The sequence below is a fragment of the Janthinobacterium sp. HH102 genome, from assembly GCF_001758625.2.
Taxonomy (GTDB): Bacteria; Pseudomonadota; Gammaproteobacteria; order Burkholderiales; family Burkholderiaceae_D; genus Janthinobacterium.
The window spans coordinates 3,335,138-3,353,721 of sequence record NZ_CP062062.1 but is presented as its reverse complement, the minus strand read 5'-3'; the positions used below and the strand labels follow the sequence as shown (position 1 = coordinate 3,353,721).

Genomic DNA, 18,584 nt, shown 5'->3' with positions numbered 1-18,584 from the left:
CGCTAATCCGACCTACCCGGTTTTACTGTGCCGCCACCTTAGCCGGCTCCGCCACTACCGGCGTCATCTTCAGCGAACGGCTGAGGAAGCCCCAGCGGTCCGCCACTTCTTCGATCTGCTTGGTCGTCGGCTTGCCAGCACCGTGGCCCGCCTTGCTGTCGATGCGGATCAGCACGGGTGCCGGACCGCCTTGCGCTGCCTGGGCGGCGGCGGCAAACTTGAAGCTATGGGCAGGCACAACGCGGTCGTCGTGGTCGGCAGTGGTGATCATGGTAGCCGGATAGCAGCCGCCCGCCTTCAGGTTGTGCAGCGGCGAGTATTTCACGAGCGCCTTGAACTGTTCGGCGTCGTCCGACGAACCGTAGTCAGGCACCCAGCCCCAGCCCACCGTGAACTTGTGGAAACGCAGCATGTCGAGCACGCCCACCTGCGGAATCGCAGCGGCGAACAGGTCGGGACGCTGCGTCATGGCCGCGCCCACCAGCAGGCCGCCATTGCTGCCGCCGCCGATCGCCAGCTTCGATGGCGAGGTGACCTTGTTGTCCACCAGCCATTGCGCCGCGCCGATGAAATCGTCGAACACGTTTTGCTTGTTCAACTTGGTACCAGCCTGGTGCCAGGCTTCGCCGTATTCTCCGCCGCCGCGCAGGTTGGCCATCACGTAGACACCGCCCATTTCTACCCAGGCAAGATTCGCCACGGAGAAGCTTGGCGTCAGTGAAATATTGAAGCCGCCATAGCCGTACAGGTAGGTCGGATTCGTGCCATCGAGCTTCATGCCTTTTTTCGAGACGATGAACATCGGCACCTTGGTACCGTCGCGGCTGGTGAAGAATTGCTGGCGCGTTTCAAAGGCGTTCGGGTCGAAATCGACTTTCGGCTGGCGGTACACCGTGCTCTTGCCCGATTTCATGTCGTAGCGGTAGATCGTCGCCGGCGTCGTGAAGCTGGTGAACGAGTAGAACGTTTCCGTGTCGCCACGTTTGCCCGCAAAACCACCGGCCGAACCGATACCCGGCAAGGCCACTTCGCGCACCAGTTTGCCTTTCAGATCGACGATCTTGATTTGCGTTTGCGCATCTTTCAAGTAATCGAGCACCAGCTGGTTGTTGATCAGGTTGACGGCGACCAGGGTTTCCGCCGCCTGCGGCACGATCTCTTTCCAGTCGGCGGGCGCAGGTTTGCGCGTATCGATGGCGATCACGCGCGATTTCGGCGCCTTGTTGTCCGTCTTGAAGAAGAAGACGGGGCCGTCATTGTCTATGAACGAGTACGATGCGTCGAACTCTTCCAGCAAGCCCACGACCTTGGCATTCTTCTGGCGCAAGTCCTTGTAAAAGACGCGGTTCTTGCGTTCCGTGCCCTGCGTGGCCGTGATGATCAGGTAATTGCCGTCATCGCTGACGGTGCTGCCGCCGAACGCCCATTCCTTCTGGTCGGGACGGTCGAAGACGAGCACGTCGTCGCTTTGCGGCGTGCCGATCTTGTGGAAATACAGTTTCTGGAAATAATTGATATCGGCCAGCTTGGTCGCTTCGTTCGGCGCGTCATAGCGGCTGTAGAAGAAACCGGTGTTGTCCTTGGTCCACGAAGCGCCCGAGAACTTGGCCCACTTGATGTGGTCCGTCAAATCCTTGCCCGATTCGATGTCGCGCACTTTCCACTCGTTCCAGTCGGAACCGGACGCGGACGTGGCGTAGGCCAGGTACTTGCCGTTCGGGCTGATCGAGGTGCCGGCCAGCGCCACCGTGCCATCGGTGGACAGGGTGTTCGGGTCCAGCAGCAGGCGCGGTTCGTCCGTCAGCTTTTTTACCGTGTACAGCACGGCCTGGTTCTGCAAGCCGTCGTTGCGGCTGTAGAAGTAGCGGCCGCCCTGCTTCGTTGGCGTAGAGAAACGCTCATAATTCCACAGCTTGGTCAGGCGCTGCTTGATCGCCGCGCGCTCGGGGATGGTGCCCAGGTACGACTGCGTCAGCTTGTTTTGCGCCGTGACCCACTCGCCCGTTTCCGCGCTGTTGGCATCTTCCAGCCAGCGGTACGGATCAGCGATGGTGGTGCCGAAATAGCTGTCTTGCTGATCGACTTTTTTGCTGACCGGATACGTCACGGGAGCGCCGTCGCCGGCCGGGCACGATGGCATCGCGGCGTTTTGCGCCAGGGCATTGCCACCGAAAGCGGCCAGCAAGCTGCATATGAGGGTTGCACTACGTAATTGCATGGGTTGTTGTCTCATTGTTGGATGTCGAGGAAAGCAAGCCGCACACACACCGCGGCTGCCCATGTTGACTTTCGCCAAGAGAAATCATAGCGCGGATTGCCACTTTTAAAGCACAGTTATCCAATGGATTTACCGTCTTTTGTTTGGCAAATTTACATGGATCGCCATGATAAATCTCGCTTTCGGCGGAATCGGCAAACTGACGTTCATACAAGAAATATTATCAAAAGAAAAGTCGTTTCATCAAGCTGTCATAAATCTTCTTTACTATCGGCAACATGTTCATGGCCCGTCCAGAGGCCGTGCCGCCACGTCCGCCTATGTACACTCTCGCCCTCCCCTCCGCCACCGCCGCGCCGGCCCCCGCGACGCCATCGAACGTGGCTTACCTGAAGCCCCCATCGGCCAGCATGAGCATCGAAGGGACGGATGCCTTGCACGACATCCTGGCGGGCCGCAAGCTCAGCGCGCTGTTCCAGCCCATCATCCACATGCACAGCGGCGACATCATCGGCTACGAAGGCTTGATACGGGGTCCGTCCGACAGCCCGCTGCACGCGCCGATGAATCTGTTCAAGGTGGCGCGCGCGCACGACCTGACCCTCGAAGTGGAACACCTGTGCCGCCAGGTCGTGCTTGAACGCTTCGCCGAACTGCAGTTGCCAGGAAAACTGTTTCTCAATGTCAGTCCCGAATGCCTGCTGCTGCGCAATGCCCGCCATGGCGAAACCCTGGAATACATCGAGCACATCGGCATCAACCCGGACCGTGTCATCATCGAACTGACGGAAAACCAGCCCACGTATGACTACGAGCTGATGCGCGAAGCGGTGCTGCACTACCGCAACATGGGTTTCCAGATCGCCATCGACGACCTGGGCGAAGGCTTTTCCAGCCTGCGCCTGTGGTCGGAACTGCGCCCTGAATATGTGAAGATCGACATGCATTTCATCCAGGGCATCAACAACGACCCCGTGAAACTGCAGTTCGTGCGCTCAATCCAGGAAATCGCGGAAAAATCGGACACCCTGGTGATCGCCGAAGGCATCGAGGCGCAGACGGAATTGCTGGTCTTGCGCGACCTGGGCGTGGCGTTCGGGCAAGGCTACCACCTGGGCCGGCCCAACGCGGTGCCGGCGCGCGCGCTGCCCGCCGAAGTGGTGCAGGCGCTGGGGCGCAATGGCGTGGCCGTGTATCCGCAACGCAGCAGCCTGGAAAAGAACGGCGCCAGCATCCGCAAGCTGCTGAACAAGGTGGCGGCCGTCTCGCCGCAGTTCAATAATAACGAGGTCTACGACATTTTCCTGAAAGAACCAAAGTTGATGATCATCCCCGTCGTCGACGACGGCGTGCCGCTGGGCCTGATCAGCCGCTTCGAAATGATCGACCACTTCGCCCGCCCCTACCAGCGCGAACTGTACGGCAAGAAATCATGCAGCCTGTTCATGGATGCCACGCCCCTGATCGCCGACCACGAGACGAGCTTGCAGGAACTCAGCTACACCATGGTGCAGTCTGATGCTCACCACCTGTTCAACGGCTTCATCATTACCGAACACGGCCGCTATCTCGGCATGGGCACGGGCCACGACCTGATGCGCGAAATCACGCAGATGCAGATCAATGCGGCCCGTTACGCCAACCCGCTGACGCAACTGCCCGGCAACGTCCCCATCAACGAGCATATCGACCGTTTATTGCACAGCGGCAGCCGCTTCTGGGTCTGCTATTGCGACCTCGACCACTTCAAGCCCTTCAACGATGTGTACGGCTACCGCAAGGGCGACGACGTGATCCAGCTGACGGGAGAAATTCTCAGCAGCCATTGCGACCCGAACCGCGACTTCATCGGCCACATCGGCGGCGACGATTTCATGATCCTGTTCCAGAGCGAAGACTGGGAAACGCGCTGCCAGGCCATGCTGGACGACTTCGCGGCCGCCATCCCCGCCTACTACAGCACCAGCGACTGCGAACGGGGCGGCTACATCAGCGAAGACCGGCAAGGCAAAAAAGTGTTTTATTCCTTGATCAGCCTATCGCTGGGCGCGATCAAGGTCGAGGCGCACCAGTATTACACGCACCATCAGATCGCCACCCAGGCGGCGGAAGCGAAGAAACAGGCGAAGAAAATCCACGGCAACAGCCTGTTCCTGGACCGGCGGCAAGGCGCGGCCGTGGCCCGCATGGACGCCTAGCAAAGGTGCAACGGCGCATCAAATACGCACGAGGTCGGCAAACGCATTGCTGCTGCGCGCATCGGGCACGAATGCCAGGCTGATGCGCGCGCCATCGCGGCGTGCCTGCGCGCGGTAGCTGCCCACGGGCACGTCCACGAACAGGCCGCCGTATGCCGTGTCCGGTTCCAGGCCGCCGCCCGTGACGTCTTCCCCGGCGCCGATGAAGACGCGGCCCGAGACGACGGCCAGGTGCACGCTCGCATGCGGCTCGGCAAGTTCCCTGTGCAAAACCACGTCATACGCGCCGTCGCCGCCCACGTTGAAAAACGCCGCCTGCCCCGCATTCACGGCCGCCAGTTCCGCGCTGGGGAGGCTCCACCAGTCGCAGTCATCGTCGAGCTTGTGGCGCAGGACGGCCGGGTCGAACACGCACAAGGTCGCCGTGCCGGTCAGAATGCGGACGGAGGCGCCTGCCGTCATGCGGCCAGCGGCGCCGGCCCCAGCAGGGGCTGGCTCTCCACGTACTGCGCGCTCGCTTGCGCCTGCCACGGAAAATGGCCATCACGCGACGGCCAGACGATCTGGTACAAGGTAAAATCATCGCCCTGGTAATACCAGCGCGCATAGCCGACGTAGTTGCGGTATTGCTCGACGGGCACGCGCACGAAGGCGCAGGGATGGCCTTCGAGCAAGGCGTCCGTGGTGGCCGTAAAATCCGTGATGGCGCCGCTGCGCACGGCATCGAGCGCCACGTCGAGTATCTGATGGGCCATGGCGCGCGGCAAGCCCATGATCAGCAATTCAGGCTGGCCGAAGCTGTGGCCGGCGCCTATGGTAAACGCATAGCCGGGCCCCTCTTCATCGGCACCGATGTGGACGCCATGCCAGCCATGCGTGGCGATGTCGTCGATAACTTTTTGCTCGGATGCATCCTCACCTGCCTGCCTTACCATGCTCCACCTTTCACTGTGCCGAAAACCGCGCCGCCTTCGCGGCATGCTCTTGGGCAATTATCGCATGCAGCGCGCATCACTGCGCGCACGGCGCCGGCGCGTCATTCGACCGGCGGCAACGGCGGCGAGCGCACCTGGTGCCATTGCCGCACGCGCTGCTGCGCCTCCTGCAGCTGCGCCGGCGCCAGCCTGGTGGCGGCCGCTTCCCTGGCCCTGACCGCCCCGCTATCGCCCCCCTCGGCCGCCAGCGCCAGCCACATATAGCCGCAGACGCGATCCTTCTCCACGCCGCGCCCGCTGTTGTACATGCCGCCCAGGTTGTACTGCGCCAGCGCATGGCCCTGGCCCGCCGCGCGCGCATACCAATGCACGGCCAGGCCATCGTCTTGCGGCACGCCATGACCATTCGCATACATGACGCCCAGGTTATTTTGCGCGCTGGCATCGCCCTGCTCGGCAGCCGTGCGGTACCAGCGCACGGCGCACACCTCGTCGCGCTCCACGCCCTGGCCGTTGGCATACATCACGCCCAGGTTGAATTGCGCATTCGACGCGCCTTGGGCCGCCGCCTTCGCATACCAGTCCAGTGCCTGGCGCAAATCGCGGGCGACGCCGCGCCCGCCGGCAAACATGCCGCCCAGATTGTATTGCGCCATGCAATGGCCTTGCAGGGCGGCACGCCGGTACCAGACGACGGCGCGCGCCTCGTCCTTGTCCACGCCCTGGCCGCGCGCCAGCATCAGGCCCAGGTTGAACTGGGCGTCGGCGTCATCCTGTTCGGCCGCCCGCTGCAGCCAGGCGTAGGCACGCAGCTGGTCGGGCGCCACGCCCAGGCCTTCCGCATATGCCACGCCGAGTTGCCGCTGCGCCACGGCGAGGCCCTGGGCGGCGGCCTGGCGGAACCATGCCAGCGCCTGGGCATCGCTTTGCGCCACGCCTTGCCCGCGTTTGTAGACGAGCCCCAGGTTCAGCTGCGCCTGGGCATCGCCCTGCAAGGCCGCCTTGCGGAACCAGGCCAGGGCCAGCGCATCGTTTTTTTTCGCTCCCAGGCCTTGCGCATACGCTTCGCCCAGCAAGGATTGCGCACTGGCCACGCCCTGCTCGGAAGCGCGGTAGAACCACGCCAGGGCCAGCTCGTCGCTCTGCAGCACGCCGCGCCCCTTGCGGTACATCTGCCCCAGGTTTTGCTGGGCCGAGGCATCGCCCTGGGCAGCCGCGCGGCGAAACCACAGCACAGCGTCTGCATCGCTCTGCGCCACGCCGCGGCCGTGGTAATACAGGGCGCCCAGATGGTTCTGCGCGAAAGCCAGCCCTTGCAGCGCGGCCAGGCGCAGCCAGACAAAGGCGCGCGCATCGTCCTGCGCCACGCCTTCGCCCTTCTTGTACATCAATCCCAGATTGAACTGGGCATACGCATTGCCCTGCTCGGCAGCCGTGCGGAACCAGATATATGCTTCGTGGCTATCTCTGGCAGTATGGTGCTTGTCCATGTGCGCCCCCATCCACATCGCGCTTGCCGGCGGCACGCGCAAAACGGCGGCCCAGGGTGGCGAAATCGTGTGTTGCTTAAATTTTAAATTCGATGCGGGGGAAGGACTTGAGCAGGCTCAAAGGAAATAACAAAATTATATCGTTTTGATGAGCCTGCTTAGACAGGCTAAGGCGCTCAGCGGCGCGATGGATGCTTTTGCAGGAATTGCGGCACCTTGGCGGCGGCCAGCTTGTTCAGCGACACCAGCAGGTCGGCATCGACATCGGCGATACCGTAGCTGCTGCGCAAGTGGCGGCCGATATGGATCAGCACTTGCGCCGCCACTTCCGCATCGGACTCGGCCCTGTGGGCGGCGCTCTTGAAGGCGATACCCAGCTGGCTCGACAGCAAGCCCAGCTTGTAGCTGGCCATGCCGGGAAACACGCGGCGCGACAGTTTCAAGGAACACACGAGCGACTGGTGCGCGGGCGTCAGGTTCAGCCTGGCGCTTTCGGCGCGCAGGAATTTTTCATCGAAGCTGGCATTGTGCGCCGACAAGGCGTCGCTGCCGATAAAATCCAGCAATTGCGGCACCACCTCGGCCACGGGCGGCGCCTTGTCCACCATGGCCTGCGTGATGCCCGTCAAGCCTGTGATGAACGCGGGAATGCGCGCATTGCAGTTGATCAGGGTCACATAGCGGTCCGTGATCCGCCCGCCCTCGATGCGTAGCGCCGCCACTTCCGTGATGCGGTCGCCCATGTCGGGCGACAAGCCGGTCGTCTCGAAGTCGATCATGACGATCGGTTTGTCAAACACATGCATGGGGCGCTCTTTCGTGGGTGCAACAGTGGGTGTATCGATAAAATGCGCAGCGCAAGGCGCCGCGTCGCAGACAGTACACTAGTACGGCAAGACGCGGCAACGCCGCCATGCACATTTTATCAACCAAATTTACGTACCGCGTCCAGCGCGAGGCCCGCACCGATGCTGCCGAACAGATCGCCCTCGACCTTGCGCGCGGCCGGCACCAGGGCGGCGATCTTTTCGCGCAACAAGCGCACACCGCTCGATCCGCCCGTGAAGAACACGGTGTCGACGGCGTCCGGCGCCACGCCCGCGTCGCGCAGCAGCCGCAGCACGGTTTCTTCCACGGAGCCGCACAGGTGGCCGATGGCGTCGTCGAATTGCGCACGTTTGAGCAACAGGCTTTGCGCGGGCGACAAACGGTCCAGCTCCAGCTGCACTTCGGCCGCATCGGACAGGGCGATCTTGCCCTCTTCCACTTTCATGGCCAGCCAGTGGCCGGCGCGCTCGTCAATCAGCGTTTGCAGCCGTTTCACTTTGTCTTGCTCGCGCGCATCGCGGCACACGTCGGCCAGCTGCACCCAGATTTTCTTGGTGTAGGCCAGGTTGATCGTGTGCCAGGTCGCCAGGTTGAAATAATAGCTGGACGGCACTTCGCTATTGTTGTGCAGGCGGCTGCCATAGCCGAGCAAGGGCATGACGGAGGACAGGCTCAGGTATTTATCGAAGTCCGTGCCGCCGATGTGCACGCCGCCCGTGGCGAGGATATCGTCGCGCCGTTCCATCTTTTTCGCCCGTTCCGGCGACAGGCGTACGAGCGAAAAGTCGGAAGTACCGCCGCCGATGTCGGCGATCAGCACCAGCTCTTCCTTGTCGATTTGCGACTCGTAGTCGAAGGCGGCGGCAATCGGCTCGAACTGGAAGGCGACGTCCTTGAAACCGACGGAGCGGGCCACTTCGGCCAGGGTATCCTGCGCCAGCTGGTCGGCCTGCGCATTATCGTCGATAAAGAAGACGGGACGGCCGAACACGGCGGACGTGAATTCGCGGCCGGCGGACTGCTCGGCACGGCGTTTCACTTCGCCGATGAATTGCGCCAGCAACATGCGGAACGGCAAGGCGCGGCCACCCACTTCCGTCTGGCCATCGATGAGGCTCGTGCCCAGCAAGCTTTTCAGCGAGCGCATCAAACGCCCCTCGTAACCGGCCAGATAGCCGGCCAGCGCCGCGCGGCCAAAACTGACTTCCTCGTCTTCCGCATTGAAGAAGACAACGGACGGTAAGGTCGTCTTGCCATCTTCCAGGCCAAGCATGGTGCTCTGCCCGGGACGCGCCCAGCCTACCGTGGAATTTGACGTGCCGAAATCGACGCCGCAAGCATTGGCCATGTCGACCCTTCCCTGAATAAAGGGGCGTTATGTTATCAGAAGGCAGGCCATTGCACCAGAAAAACCCGTTCAGCCCGGTGAACATCCCAAGCTTGCTTTGCATTCGGTACGGGCCCCACGCAAAAGCTCCTGTTGGAAAATTGATGCCGGGACCCGACGGGACGCCTCCGCCCCTATGGCAGCGGCCCCTGCGACCATGACCATGGAAGGGCATGCATACCACTTGCCATTCAATCAAATTATTTGCAACATGGATAAGAAAACAGTCTTGCCACATGGAAATATTTTCGCTATGCTCATTTTTCCCGCCCAGGCCGCCACAAGCGGCCGGGCCTGCAGGAATACTTTGAGACAGGTTGCTTGCCAGACCAATATGCGAAAAAAGAATACTGTCGCCCGGAACCCCGGCACGGCCACCCGCCCCGTATCCGGCGCCGGACGGCGCGTGACCTCGTATGACGTGGCCCTGCTGGCCGGCGTGTCGCAATCGGCCGTGTCGCGCTGCTTCAAGCCGGGCGCCAGCGTCTCGCCCGCCACGCATGCCAAGGTCATGCAGGCAGCCATCACCCTCGATTACATCCCCAACGCGGCCGCGCGCAGCCTGATTACGCGCCGCTCGAACCTGGTGGCCGTCATCATTTCCAACCTGGCCAATCTGTACTATCCGCAAGTGTTGTCCGACCTGAGCCAGCAAATCGCCCGCCAGGGCAAGCGTTTATTGCTGTTTACCCTGGAGCGCGAAGCGGACATCGGCAAGGTCTTGAGCGATGTGTGGCAATACCAGGTCGATGGCGCCGTCGTGGCCGCCTGCCTGTCGGACGAGCAGATGGCCGAATTCGGCCGGCGCGACGTGCCGCTGGTGCTGTTCAACCGCAGCCCGCGCGAACACGCCGTGCACGCGGTGCTGTGCGACCAGGGCGAAGCGGCGCGCCTGCTCGTCTCGCGCCTGGCCGAGGCGGGCCACCGCCAGTTCGCCGTCATCGACGGCCCCGGCGACTCGGCCGTCGCGCAGGAGCGCAAGACCGGCGTGCTGGACCGGCTGTTCACACTGGGCTTGCCCGCGCCCATCGTCGTCAGCGGCAACTACGATTACGCCAGCGGCGGCCATGGCTTGCGCAAGGTCATCGACCGCCTGGGACGCGTGCCGGACGCCGTCATTTGCGGCAACGACATCATGGCCATCGGCTGCCTGGACACGGCGCGCCACCAGATGGGCATCCAGGTGCCGCTGCAAATGTCCGTGGCCGGCTTCGACGCGCTGGAAGCATCGGGCTGGCTCAGCTACGACATCACCACCCTGCGCCAGCCCGTGCAAAAGATGGCCGCCGATGCCGTCGCCATGCTGGGCGAGCTGATGGAGCGGCGCGGCGGCATCGCCGAGCGGCGCCGCTATTGTTCGTATCTGGTCGAGGGGAGTACGGCCAGGCTGACCGGCGCGCCTCCCCACTTCGGCATGATGGCCGCCGCCTGAAAAACGCCCATGGCGTTGTTGCCTGCCCCTCGCCGTACTCGCGTACTGTCTTCGGGGCGGCGCCTAGCCCTGGGCGTTTTTCAGACGTTCATAGTTCGCACACAAAACCTTGCACATAAAAAAACCTCGCATCGCTGCGAGGTTTTTTGTTGTGGCATTGGCTGCTCAACCGAAGATCTTGCCCTTGAGCATATTCAAGCCCTGGCTGACCAGGTCATTGCCTTCAGGTACTTGACCGTTCGGCGTCAGCTTGTCGATCAGCTGGGGCAGCAAGGCGGCCAGGCCGCCCGAGGCCGCGTCCGGGGCGACGCCCGCTTTTGCAGCGATCTCGGTGATCGTGTCGGCGCCCAGCGCATCCTTGATCTGATCGCCGGAGACGGGCGCATTGGCGCCGGTGCCGATCCAGCTGGCCACTTGGTCGCCCAGGCCGCTTTCCTGGAATTTCTGCAGCAGGCCGGGCAAACCGCCATGCTGGTTGACCAGGTCCATCACGCTGGCCATCAGTCCCGACGAGGCTTCGCCGTCCGCACCCTTGTTGCCCAAAGCGCTCATCGCCTGTCCTGCAAGTTGATCTAGCAAACTCATCGTATTCTCCTGAACGCTGTCAATTGGTGCCGCATACAGCGGCATCCGGTAAGGCCGGCGCATAGTCGCCGACACACGCAACAATTATACTATACATAATTCAAATGCTATAATTACAATTTAACAGGCGAAACAAAACCAGGCTCGGCCGCAGCCTCACCCACCTCCATCATATTTAGTTCGGCACAACATGCAAGCGTAAATTGACGAGTTACAAAACCGTGTAGAATTAATTTTCCTACTTACTGAGGAGTATCAACACATGAACATCAATAAAGCGGTAGACAAAGCCTACGAAAAAAAGACGTTCAAGGAAATTGCCGATGCCCCCGTCGATGCGCTGCAAGGCGTGAGCGAGAAGGATGCGGAACTGCTCAAGCAGGCGTTCAATATCAAGACCGTGCGCGATCTGGCGAACCTGAAATACTCGAAGTGGGCGCGCGCCATCGTCACCCTGGCCGATACGGAAGAATAAACCGGGCCATGCCGCAGGCATTCCCGTCAGCACGGCCCGCCCCAGCCGGCGGGCTTTTTTACGCCATGGCGGCTGGCAAGCCGGTCGCCGCGCGGAGGCGCACTTGCCCACGCCGCTGACCCTGCCCGGCATCTGCTGGCCCCTGCAAGCGAGCACGGGCCATCTCGCCGTCACCACGCAGCATATCACCGGGCACTTTCGCGCCGGCGCGGGCTGCGATGCCATCGTGCTGTGCGACCTGCTGCCGGCTGGAAAATTTCGCAATGGCGCGGCGCGCCACTGGTGCCGCACGCACCAGTGCTACTGGGGCGCCAAGGCCGACCTGGCCGACTGGCAGGCGACGCGGCAGATGCGCTGCCGCCAGCACGCCAGCCCCATGGGCTATGTGCTGTATCCGGAACTGTTCGACCCCGGCCGCTTTCACGCCACCACCTTGCGCCTGTCCCCCGATGGCTTGCTGCAACTGCGCGCCCTGGCCAATGACGGCGGCAGCCTGCTGGCGCGCGACGCGGCCGCGCTGGCCATCGATTGCCGCGCCCTGCCCGGCCTGTTCCCGCCCGACATCGTCCAGCTGAACCTCACGCCGCCCGCCGCGCAAGCCTACGCCGCCGCCTTGCAGGCAGGCACGCCGCTGGACTGCAGCGACTGCGCCCGCTGCGGCCATCCGCACCTGGACCTGGGCAGCTTCGCGCTGGCACCGCACCGCCGCCACAGCTGCGGCCATTGCGGCCATGACGCCTCGCACAGCGCCACGGCCATCGTCTCGACACCGCTGTGGCGCTTGCGCCAACACATCGCGCAATGCTCCTGAAGGTGCGCGCGCCCACAGTCAGCGCGGGCGCCTGCGCGTAGACTGGTCCCATCACTACCTCAAGGACCACCCCATGCCACACGCGCGACAGCAGCAAGACGATGACCAGCCAAGCGACGACGGCGACCTGTCCGATCTGCTCAGCGAGTTGCGCATCCTCTTGCCGGGCGCGCAGATGCTGACGGCCTTCCTCATCATCCTGCCCTTCAACGGCGGCTTCGCGAAGATCGTGCAGACGGAAAAGGTCGTCTTCCTGCTGACGTTTTTCCTCTCCATGACCAGTCTGGTACTGCTCAGCGCGCCAGCCATCCAGCACCGCGTGATGCGCCCCCTGCAAGACCGCGAACGCTTCAAGCGCGTGGCCGACCGCATCATGATGTGCGGCGCCTTTTCGCTCGCGCTGGCGTTTATTCTGGGCACCAATCTGGTGATGTCGGAAGTCTTTGGCCACCTGCCCGGCATCGTCGCCAGCATCCTGATGGGCACGCTGATCGTCTGTATGTGGTGGCTGCTGCCCCTGCACTTAAAACGCAGCAAGAAAATATAGGCGTGGCTGGCCGCCGCGGCTATTTTTGCAGAATGGTGATCTTGCCGTCCGCTTCCAGGAACGCGCATTTCATGTCCGGCAAGGGACAATCGGCCTCGCGCAGCGCTTGCTCGACATCGCCGCCCGCCACCCTGCATTTCTTGACGACATCATCGAAAATCACGCCATCGCGGCCCAGCAGCACGGGCGTGCCATCGACCAGCTCGGCGAGCTTGCGGCTGCGCGAGGTGATCCACGCAATCAGCATGTTGAGGCAGATCAGGGTCAAGGCCAGCACCAGGCCGGCGGGAACGGAATCGTCACCACCGGACAAGGCATTCGATACGGCTTCGCTCAGCAACATGACCACCAGCAAGTCGAACGGCGTGAATTGCCCCACCGTCCGCTTGCCCGTCATGCGCACCATCAGCAGCAAGGCAAGGTAGACGATGACGGCGCGCACCACCAGTTCCCACACCGGCACCTCCAGATCGAACATGGCAATCCTCCCGACAGATGATTGCCTTATTTATACGTCTTTTTGCCCCGCCATGGCCACACCGCTGGCTTGTTCCAGCAAGGTTGCACGGAAGATCCCCACCAGCGGGCGCAAATTCACCTTGTGCCAGGCCAGCCACAATGGCGTGCGGTAGCTGAACCACGGCAGCTCGCGCACGACGACGCCGGCCGGCGCGTGCTGGCGCAGGCTGTGCTGGATCATGGCCATGCCCAGGCCCGCCGCCACCAGACCCAGCGCCGTCAGCGGCTCCGTTGCTTCCATGCGGATATCGGGCGTAAAGCCGGCGCGCGCGCAGGCGGCGATGAAGTTATCGTGTTTCAGCACGCTTTCTTTGTGCAGCACGGCAATCCACTCCTGGCCCGCCAGGTCCTCGGGCGTCAGATCCGCCTTATGCGCCAGCGGATGCGTCTCCGGCAAGGCGAGCAGCATGGGGTCGCTCAGCACCTGCGCGCAATCGAGGTCCGGGTCGTTCGGCAGCGGCGGTTCGCACAGCAGCGCAATATCGAGGCTGCGCTGGCGCAAGCCCTCGATCTGCTCGGCCGAATGCAGGTTATACAGGGCGACGTGCACTTGCGGCCGCGTGGCGCGCAAGGTGCGCAAGCCGTCCGGCAAGACGCCCGCATGCATGGCATTTTCGATGTAGCCGATGCACAAGCCCCCTTCATCACCGCGCCCCAGGCGCTTGGCCAGCGCTTCCAGCCGGTTCCCGTGGGTAATAAAAGCGCGCGCTTCGGCCAGGAAAGTATGGCCGTCGCGCGTCAGGCGGATGCGCTGGGCGCTGCGCTCGAACAAGGTCAGGCCCAGCTTCTCTTCGAGCTGGGCGATTTGCCGGCTCAGCGGCGATTGGGAAATATGCAGGCGCTCGGCGGCCCGTCCCACATGTTCTTCCTCGGCGACGGCGATGAAATATTGCAATTGGCGTATGTCCAACATGTCAGACCTTTCAGGACTCAAGTTGCGCCAATTATGTCTTGGACAGGCTTAACTTGTCCAGCTATTCTGTCTCCATTGACTCACTCATTGAAGGAAAAACACCATGACGATCAAACACTTACTGACAGGCAAACTTGGTTTCGGCACGGCGCCGCTGGGCAATATGTTCCGCAACATTCCCGAGGCAGAAGCGCTGGCCACCGTTGACGCCGCCTGGGAATCAGGCATCCGCTATTTCGATACGGCCCCGTTCTACGGCGCCGGCCTGGCCGAGCTGCGCCTGGGCGCCGCCCTGAAGCAGCGCCGCCGCGACGATTACGTGCTCAGCACCAAGGTCGGCCGCCTCATCCTCGACGAACTGGAAGACCCGGCTGCCCGCGAACTGGGCGAAAAAGGCGGCTTGTTCGAATTCGGCCGCAAGAACAAAATCGTCGACGACTATTCGGCCGACGCCACCCTGCGCTCGATCGAAGACAGCCTCAAGCGCCTGGACACGGACCGCCTCGACATCGTCTGGGTGCATGACATTGCGCAAGACTTCCATGGCGACAACTGGCTGGCGCAATTCGAGATTGCCCGCACGGGCGCCTTCCGCGTGCTGACCCGCTTGCGCGAAGAAGGCGTCATCAAGGCCTGGGGCGTGGGCGTGAACAAGGTGGAACCGCTGGAACTGACCCTGGATTTAAGCGAAGCGCAGCCCGATGCCTTCCTGCTGGCCGGCCGCTACACCCTGCTCGACCATGAACGGGCGCTGCAGCGGATGATGCCGGCCGCGGCAAGCCAGAACGTCGACATCGTCGTGGGCGGCCCCTACAGTTCGGGCATCCTGGCCGGCGGCGCGCACTTCGAATACCAGAAGGCCTCGCCCGAGATCATTGCCAAAGTGGAACGTATCAAGGCCATTGCCGCGCGCCATGGCGTCAGCGTGAAGGCGGCCGCCCTGCAATTTTCATTGGCGAACCCGGCCGTGGCCGCCGTGATCCCCGGCGCCAGCCGTCCCGAACGCCTGGCCGAAGATCAGCAAGCATTGCACAGCGTCATCCCCGCCGCGTTCTGGCACGACATGCGCGCCGAACAGCTGGTAGCCGCCAATGCTCCGCTGCCAACCGGCTCCAACTAATAGATACAAGGAACTCACCATGGCCCATACCACCACCTCGATCGACATCGCCGCCACACCGGAAAAGGTCTGGCAACTGATCGGCGGCTTCGACTCGCTGCCCGACTGGCTGCCCTACATTCCCAAAAGCACCTTGAGCGACGGGGGCCGCATCCGCCACCTGGCCACCCCGGCAGGCGACGTCATCGTCGAGCAGCTGGAAACGTATGACAACACGGCGCGCAGCTACAGCTATTCGATCCTGCAAGCGCCGTTTCCCGCCACGGATTACCTGTCGACCCTGCAAGTCGAACCTCTGGCGGGCGGCGCTGGCGCCCGCGTCACCTGGTCCGGCCGCTTCACGCCCGTGGGCGCGAGCGAGCAGGAAGTAACCGACTTGTTCCACGGGATCTACGTGGCGGGACTGGAAGCGCTGCAGCAAACGTTGGCGAAGTAAGACCATTTCCGCCACAGCCAGGTTTTCTTCGCCTGCCCTGTGGCGGGATCGCGCCCATTCCGTGTTATCGTTAACAACAAGCGCCATCGCTGTTGTGTGCAGTGCAGCAGATTTTAGCCGTCGCCCAGCAGAGCTTGCCCGAATCTTTTACAATGTTGTCTTTGGGCAGTACTTATAGCCCGAAAATACCGGCCAGCCGTCGACTCTGGTGGCGCGTTGCCACTTCCGGCCGGGCCACTGCGCGCCTCTCCACCCTGTCATTCTTTACCCAAACAACAAGAACATGCACGCCTCCGTAGACCCATTGATTCCGCGCGTCACCGCGCCTTTTGGCGCTGGCTATGCCGACCTGGCCCTGGCCATCGGCGGCCTCGCCATCGGCACGGGCGAATTCGCCTCCATGAGCATCCTGCCCGTCGTGGCCGACGACCTGGGCACGACATTGCCCCAGATGAGTCACATGATCAGCGCCTACGCGCTGGGCGTGGTCATCGGCGCGCCCCTGATCACGATCTTCCTGGCGCGCATGCCGCGCCGGCTGATGCTGATCTGTTTGATGCTGATGTTCGCTGGCGGCAACCTGCTCAGCGCCATCGCCCCCAACTACGGCTTGCTGGTCGTCGCCCGCTTCGTGGCCGGCATCCCGCATGGCGCGTATTTCGGCGTGGCAGCGCTGGTGGCGGCCGCCCTGGCAGAACCGGACCGGCGCGGCCAGGCCGTCGCCCGCGTGCTGATGGGCCTCACGGTCGCAAATATCTTCGGCGTGCCGCTGGCTACCTACATCGGCCAGACCCTGGGCTGGCGCTCGGCCTTTTTGCTGGTCGCTGCGCTGGGTTTGCTGACCATGCTGATGGTGCGCATCTTCGTGCCGATGGTCGCCGCCGGCGATTCCAGCCCGCGCCGCGAACTGGGCGTGTTCCGCCGCCTTCAAGTGTGGCTGACCCTGCTGATGGTGGCGATCGGCTTCGGCGGCATGTTCGCCGTCTACACGTTTATTACGCCAACCTTGCTGGAAATCACGAAAGTCTCGCCCCTCGTCATCTCGATCCTGCTGGCCATCATCGGCGTGGGCATGACGGTGGGTAATCTGATCGGCGGCTGGCTGGCCGACCGCTCGCGCCTGTGGACGATCTTCGGCGTGCTGCTGTGGAACGTGGCCGCCCTGGCCGCGTTTACTTATACCAGCAGCAATGTCTGGTTGACGGCGATCAACCTGTTCGCCATCGGCGCCGGCATCGCCGTCGCCCCGGCCGTGCAGACGCGCCTGATGGACGTGGCCGGCGACGCGCAAACGGTGGCCGCCGCCCTCAACCATTCCGCCTTCAACATCGCCAACGCCCTGGGCGCCTGGGCCGGCGGCATCGCCATCGCCATGGGCATGGGCTTGCGCTCGACGGGCTGGGTGGGCGCCATGCTGGCCTGCGGCGGCATCGTCGTGCTCGGCATTTCCGTGCTGGTGGAAAACCGCAGCCGGAATGTGGGCGGTGTGCAGCCGGCTTGATGGTGTGAAATGAGCGGCAGCCCCCTGCGGGCGCCGCGCACATGCAAGCGGCTAGTCTTCGACGGCAAACGCCACCGCCGCCTCGCAATGAATGGCCGTGGTATTAAATAGCGGCAAGTCGATATCGCCGGGCTGGATCAGCAGCGGAATCTCCGTGCAACCCAGAATCACGCCCTGCGCGCCTTGCCGCCGCAGTTTCTCGATGATCTCCAGGAAAATGTTCCGGCTCGCATCGGTAAAGATATTCTGCACCAGTTCCGTATAGATAATGTCGTGCAGGATTTCCTGGTCGGCCGCATCGGGCGTTACCGTCACGATGCCCTGCTGCTTAAGCGCATCGTGATAAAAGCGGCCCGCCATCGTCTGCTTGACGCCCAGCAAGCCCACCTTGCGCACACCCGACTGCTGTACCCGCTTCGCCGTTTCCTCGACGATGCTGATAAAAGGCAAGCCGATGCGTGGCACGACGGCCGGGGCGAAACGGTGGGCGCCGTTTGCGCACAGCAGGAAGAAATCCGCGCCCATGCCTTGCAGGCGTTGCCCTTCCGCGACGAGAAATTGCTCGATGGCGCGGGAATCGGGCTGCGCCGCGTGCGCGACGAAATCGGCCTGGTCGATGCTGACCAGCATGATGCGCGCGCTGTGCGCGGGGCCGATGCGCGCCACCAGCATTTCATTGAGCAAGCGATAATATTCCAGGGTGGAAGCCCAGCCGATGCCGCCGATGAGTCCTATCGTCTTGTTTTGCATGTACCTTATTCCCCGCAAAATGATTGCGAAAATTATACGGCGGCCATCGCCAGCCATGTTCTGCCCATCAGGCGTCCAGCCACAGGAACAAGGCTTTATCCGGTGTGGCGGATCGATGCCAGTTCGCTTTCAACTCCATCGGGAATCCTGCCAGATCGACGGGATTGACCTCCAGCCCGGCCCATGGCGCGGTCTGCGCCCATGCCACCGCGATATCGGCCAGATCGTCGGCCGCCATCCGCTCGAACGCCTGCGCAATCGCAGCGCTGAACATGTACAGCTCGCGGCCCGGAAAAGGCACATGCCGGATGGCAGGCACCGTCGAGAACGTCAGCAATTGCCCCAGCGACACAAAATCCAGTTCGCCGGGCAAGGTGATGCCGGTGACGGGAAAGAATCGAAAGCGTCCTGCCAGCTGGCACATGCGCGCATCTCGGCT

The 18,584-nt window shown here is 62.8% G+C and carries 19 protein-coding genes; 8 read left to right on the top strand and 11 right to left on the bottom strand.

The genetic code is table 11. The features are described from left to right. Window positions 1-22: 22 nt before the first annotated feature. Window positions 23-2,218 carry a prolyl oligopeptidase family serine peptidase gene (locus JAB4_RS15185; protein WP_175444734.1) on the bottom strand — a complete coding sequence of 732 codons (2,196 nt, stop codon included), beginning with the start codon at window positions 2,216-2,218 and terminating at the stop codon, window positions 23-25. Window positions 2,219-2,628: 410 nt separating this feature from the next. Between JAB4_RS15185 and JAB4_RS15180 the strand changes: the two genes are divergently transcribed. After that, window positions 2,629-4,416: a GGDEF domain-containing protein gene (locus tag JAB4_RS15180; RefSeq protein ID WP_070218651.1), complete on the top strand. Its 1,788-nt coding sequence runs from the start codon at window positions 2,629-2,631 to the stop codon at window positions 4,414-4,416. Window positions 4,417-4,434: 18 nt separating this feature from the next. Here JAB4_RS15180 and JAB4_RS15175 read toward each other — a convergent pair whose 3' ends face one another. The 5 genes from JAB4_RS15175 to JAB4_RS15155 form a co-directional block, all read right to left on the bottom strand. Then, window positions 4,435-4,878, bottom strand: a complete 444-nt coding sequence (locus JAB4_RS15175; RefSeq protein ID WP_070218650.1) for a DUF6386 family protein — start codon at window positions 4,876-4,878, stop codon at window positions 4,435-4,437. Then, window positions 4,875-5,351, bottom strand: a complete 477-nt coding sequence (locus JAB4_RS15170) for a DUF4262 domain-containing protein (protein ID WP_070218649.1) — start codon at window positions 5,349-5,351, stop codon at window positions 4,875-4,877. Before JAB4_RS15170 ends, JAB4_RS15175 begins: the two co-directional genes overlap by 4 nt. Before the next feature lie 101 nt (window positions 5,352-5,452). Beyond that, complete coding sequence (locus JAB4_RS15165; protein ID WP_070218854.1) at window positions 5,453-6,841, bottom strand: SEL1-like repeat protein; 1,389 nt, start codon at window positions 6,839-6,841, stop codon at window positions 5,453-5,455. 176 nt (window positions 6,842-7,017) lie between these two features. Next, entirely contained in the window at window positions 7,018-7,647 is a 630-nt protein-coding gene (locus JAB4_RS15160; protein ID WP_175444733.1) for a 3'-5' exonuclease, read from the bottom strand. 119 nt (window positions 7,648-7,766) lie between these two features. Continuing rightward, entirely contained in the window at window positions 7,767-9,017 is a 1,251-nt protein-coding gene (locus JAB4_RS15155; protein ID WP_070218648.1) for an Hsp70 family protein, read from the bottom strand. Window positions 9,018-9,390: 373 nt separating this feature from the next. Here JAB4_RS15155 and JAB4_RS15150 point away from each other — a divergent pair, with 373 nt between their 5' ends. Further along, on the top strand, window positions 9,391-10,488 hold the full coding sequence (locus tag JAB4_RS15150; RefSeq protein ID WP_083287091.1) for a LacI family DNA-binding transcriptional regulator: 1,098 nt from the start codon (window positions 9,391-9,393) through the stop codon (window positions 10,486-10,488). A gap of 165 nt (window positions 10,489-10,653) precedes the next feature. Here JAB4_RS15150 and JAB4_RS15145 read toward each other — a convergent pair whose 3' ends face one another. After that, window positions 10,654-11,073 (bottom strand): YidB family protein, encoded by a 420-nt coding sequence (locus JAB4_RS15145; protein WP_070218647.1) that lies wholly within the window; start codon window positions 11,071-11,073, stop codon window positions 10,654-10,656. A gap of 262 nt (window positions 11,074-11,335) precedes the next feature. Between JAB4_RS15145 and JAB4_RS15140 the strand changes: the two genes are divergently transcribed. From JAB4_RS15140 to JAB4_RS15130, 3 genes are all read left to right on the top strand, one after another. Then, on the top strand, window positions 11,336-11,548 hold the full coding sequence (locus JAB4_RS15140; protein ID WP_034751103.1) for a hypothetical protein: 213 nt from the start codon (window positions 11,336-11,338) through the stop codon (window positions 11,546-11,548). 103 nt (window positions 11,549-11,651) lie between these two features. Beyond that, on the top strand, window positions 11,652-12,359 hold the full coding sequence (locus JAB4_RS15135) for a hypothetical protein (protein ID WP_070218646.1): 708 nt from the start codon (window positions 11,652-11,654) through the stop codon (window positions 12,357-12,359). Between the two features lie 73 nt (window positions 12,360-12,432). Then, the gene (locus JAB4_RS15130) at window positions 12,433-12,906 is read left to right on the top strand and encodes a DUF6328 family protein (RefSeq protein ID WP_070218645.1); all 474 of its coding nucleotides are present in this window, start codon (window positions 12,433-12,435) and stop codon (window positions 12,904-12,906) included. A 19-nt stretch (window positions 12,907-12,925) separates the two neighbouring features. Here the strand turns inward: JAB4_RS15130 and JAB4_RS15125 are convergent, their stop codons facing one another. Then, on the bottom strand, window positions 12,926-13,384 hold the full coding sequence (locus JAB4_RS15125; RefSeq protein WP_070218644.1) for a YetF domain-containing protein: 459 nt from the start codon (window positions 13,382-13,384) through the stop codon (window positions 12,926-12,928). A 30-nt stretch (window positions 13,385-13,414) separates the two neighbouring features. After that, window positions 13,415-14,338 carry a LysR family transcriptional regulator gene (locus tag JAB4_RS15120; RefSeq protein ID WP_070218643.1) on the bottom strand — a complete coding sequence of 308 codons (924 nt, stop codon included), beginning with the start codon at window positions 14,336-14,338 and terminating at the stop codon, window positions 13,415-13,417. Window positions 14,339-14,441: 103 nt separating this feature from the next. Between JAB4_RS15120 and JAB4_RS15115 the strand changes: the two genes are divergently transcribed. The 3 genes from JAB4_RS15115 to JAB4_RS15105 all read left to right on the top strand — a co-directional run bounded on the left by JAB4_RS15115 (window position 14,442) and on the right by JAB4_RS15105 (window position 17,395). Then, the gene (locus JAB4_RS15115; protein WP_070218642.1) at window positions 14,442-15,458 is read left to right on the top strand and encodes an aldo/keto reductase; all 1,017 of its coding nucleotides are present in this window, start codon (window positions 14,442-14,444) and stop codon (window positions 15,456-15,458) included. 19 nt (window positions 15,459-15,477) lie between these two features. Next, complete coding sequence (locus JAB4_RS15110; RefSeq protein ID WP_070218641.1) at window positions 15,478-15,894, top strand: SRPBCC family protein; 417 nt, start codon at window positions 15,478-15,480, stop codon at window positions 15,892-15,894. 283 nt (window positions 15,895-16,177) lie between these two features. Further along, complete coding sequence (locus JAB4_RS15105; RefSeq protein WP_083287090.1) at window positions 16,178-17,395, top strand: MFS transporter; 1,218 nt, start codon at window positions 16,178-16,180, stop codon at window positions 17,393-17,395. 51 nt (window positions 17,396-17,446) lie between these two features. On the opposite strand, the gene JAB4_RS15100 is transcribed toward JAB4_RS15105, so the two are convergent. Next, entirely contained in the window at window positions 17,447-18,145 is a 699-nt protein-coding gene (locus tag JAB4_RS15100; protein ID WP_070218639.1) for an amino acid racemase, read from the bottom strand. 67 nt (window positions 18,146-18,212) lie between these two features. Further along, window positions 18,213-18,569, bottom strand: coding sequence for a hypothetical protein (locus JAB4_RS15095; protein WP_070218638.1), 357 nt, complete (start codon window positions 18,567-18,569; stop codon window positions 18,213-18,215). Window positions 18,570-18,584 lie beyond the last annotated feature (15 nt).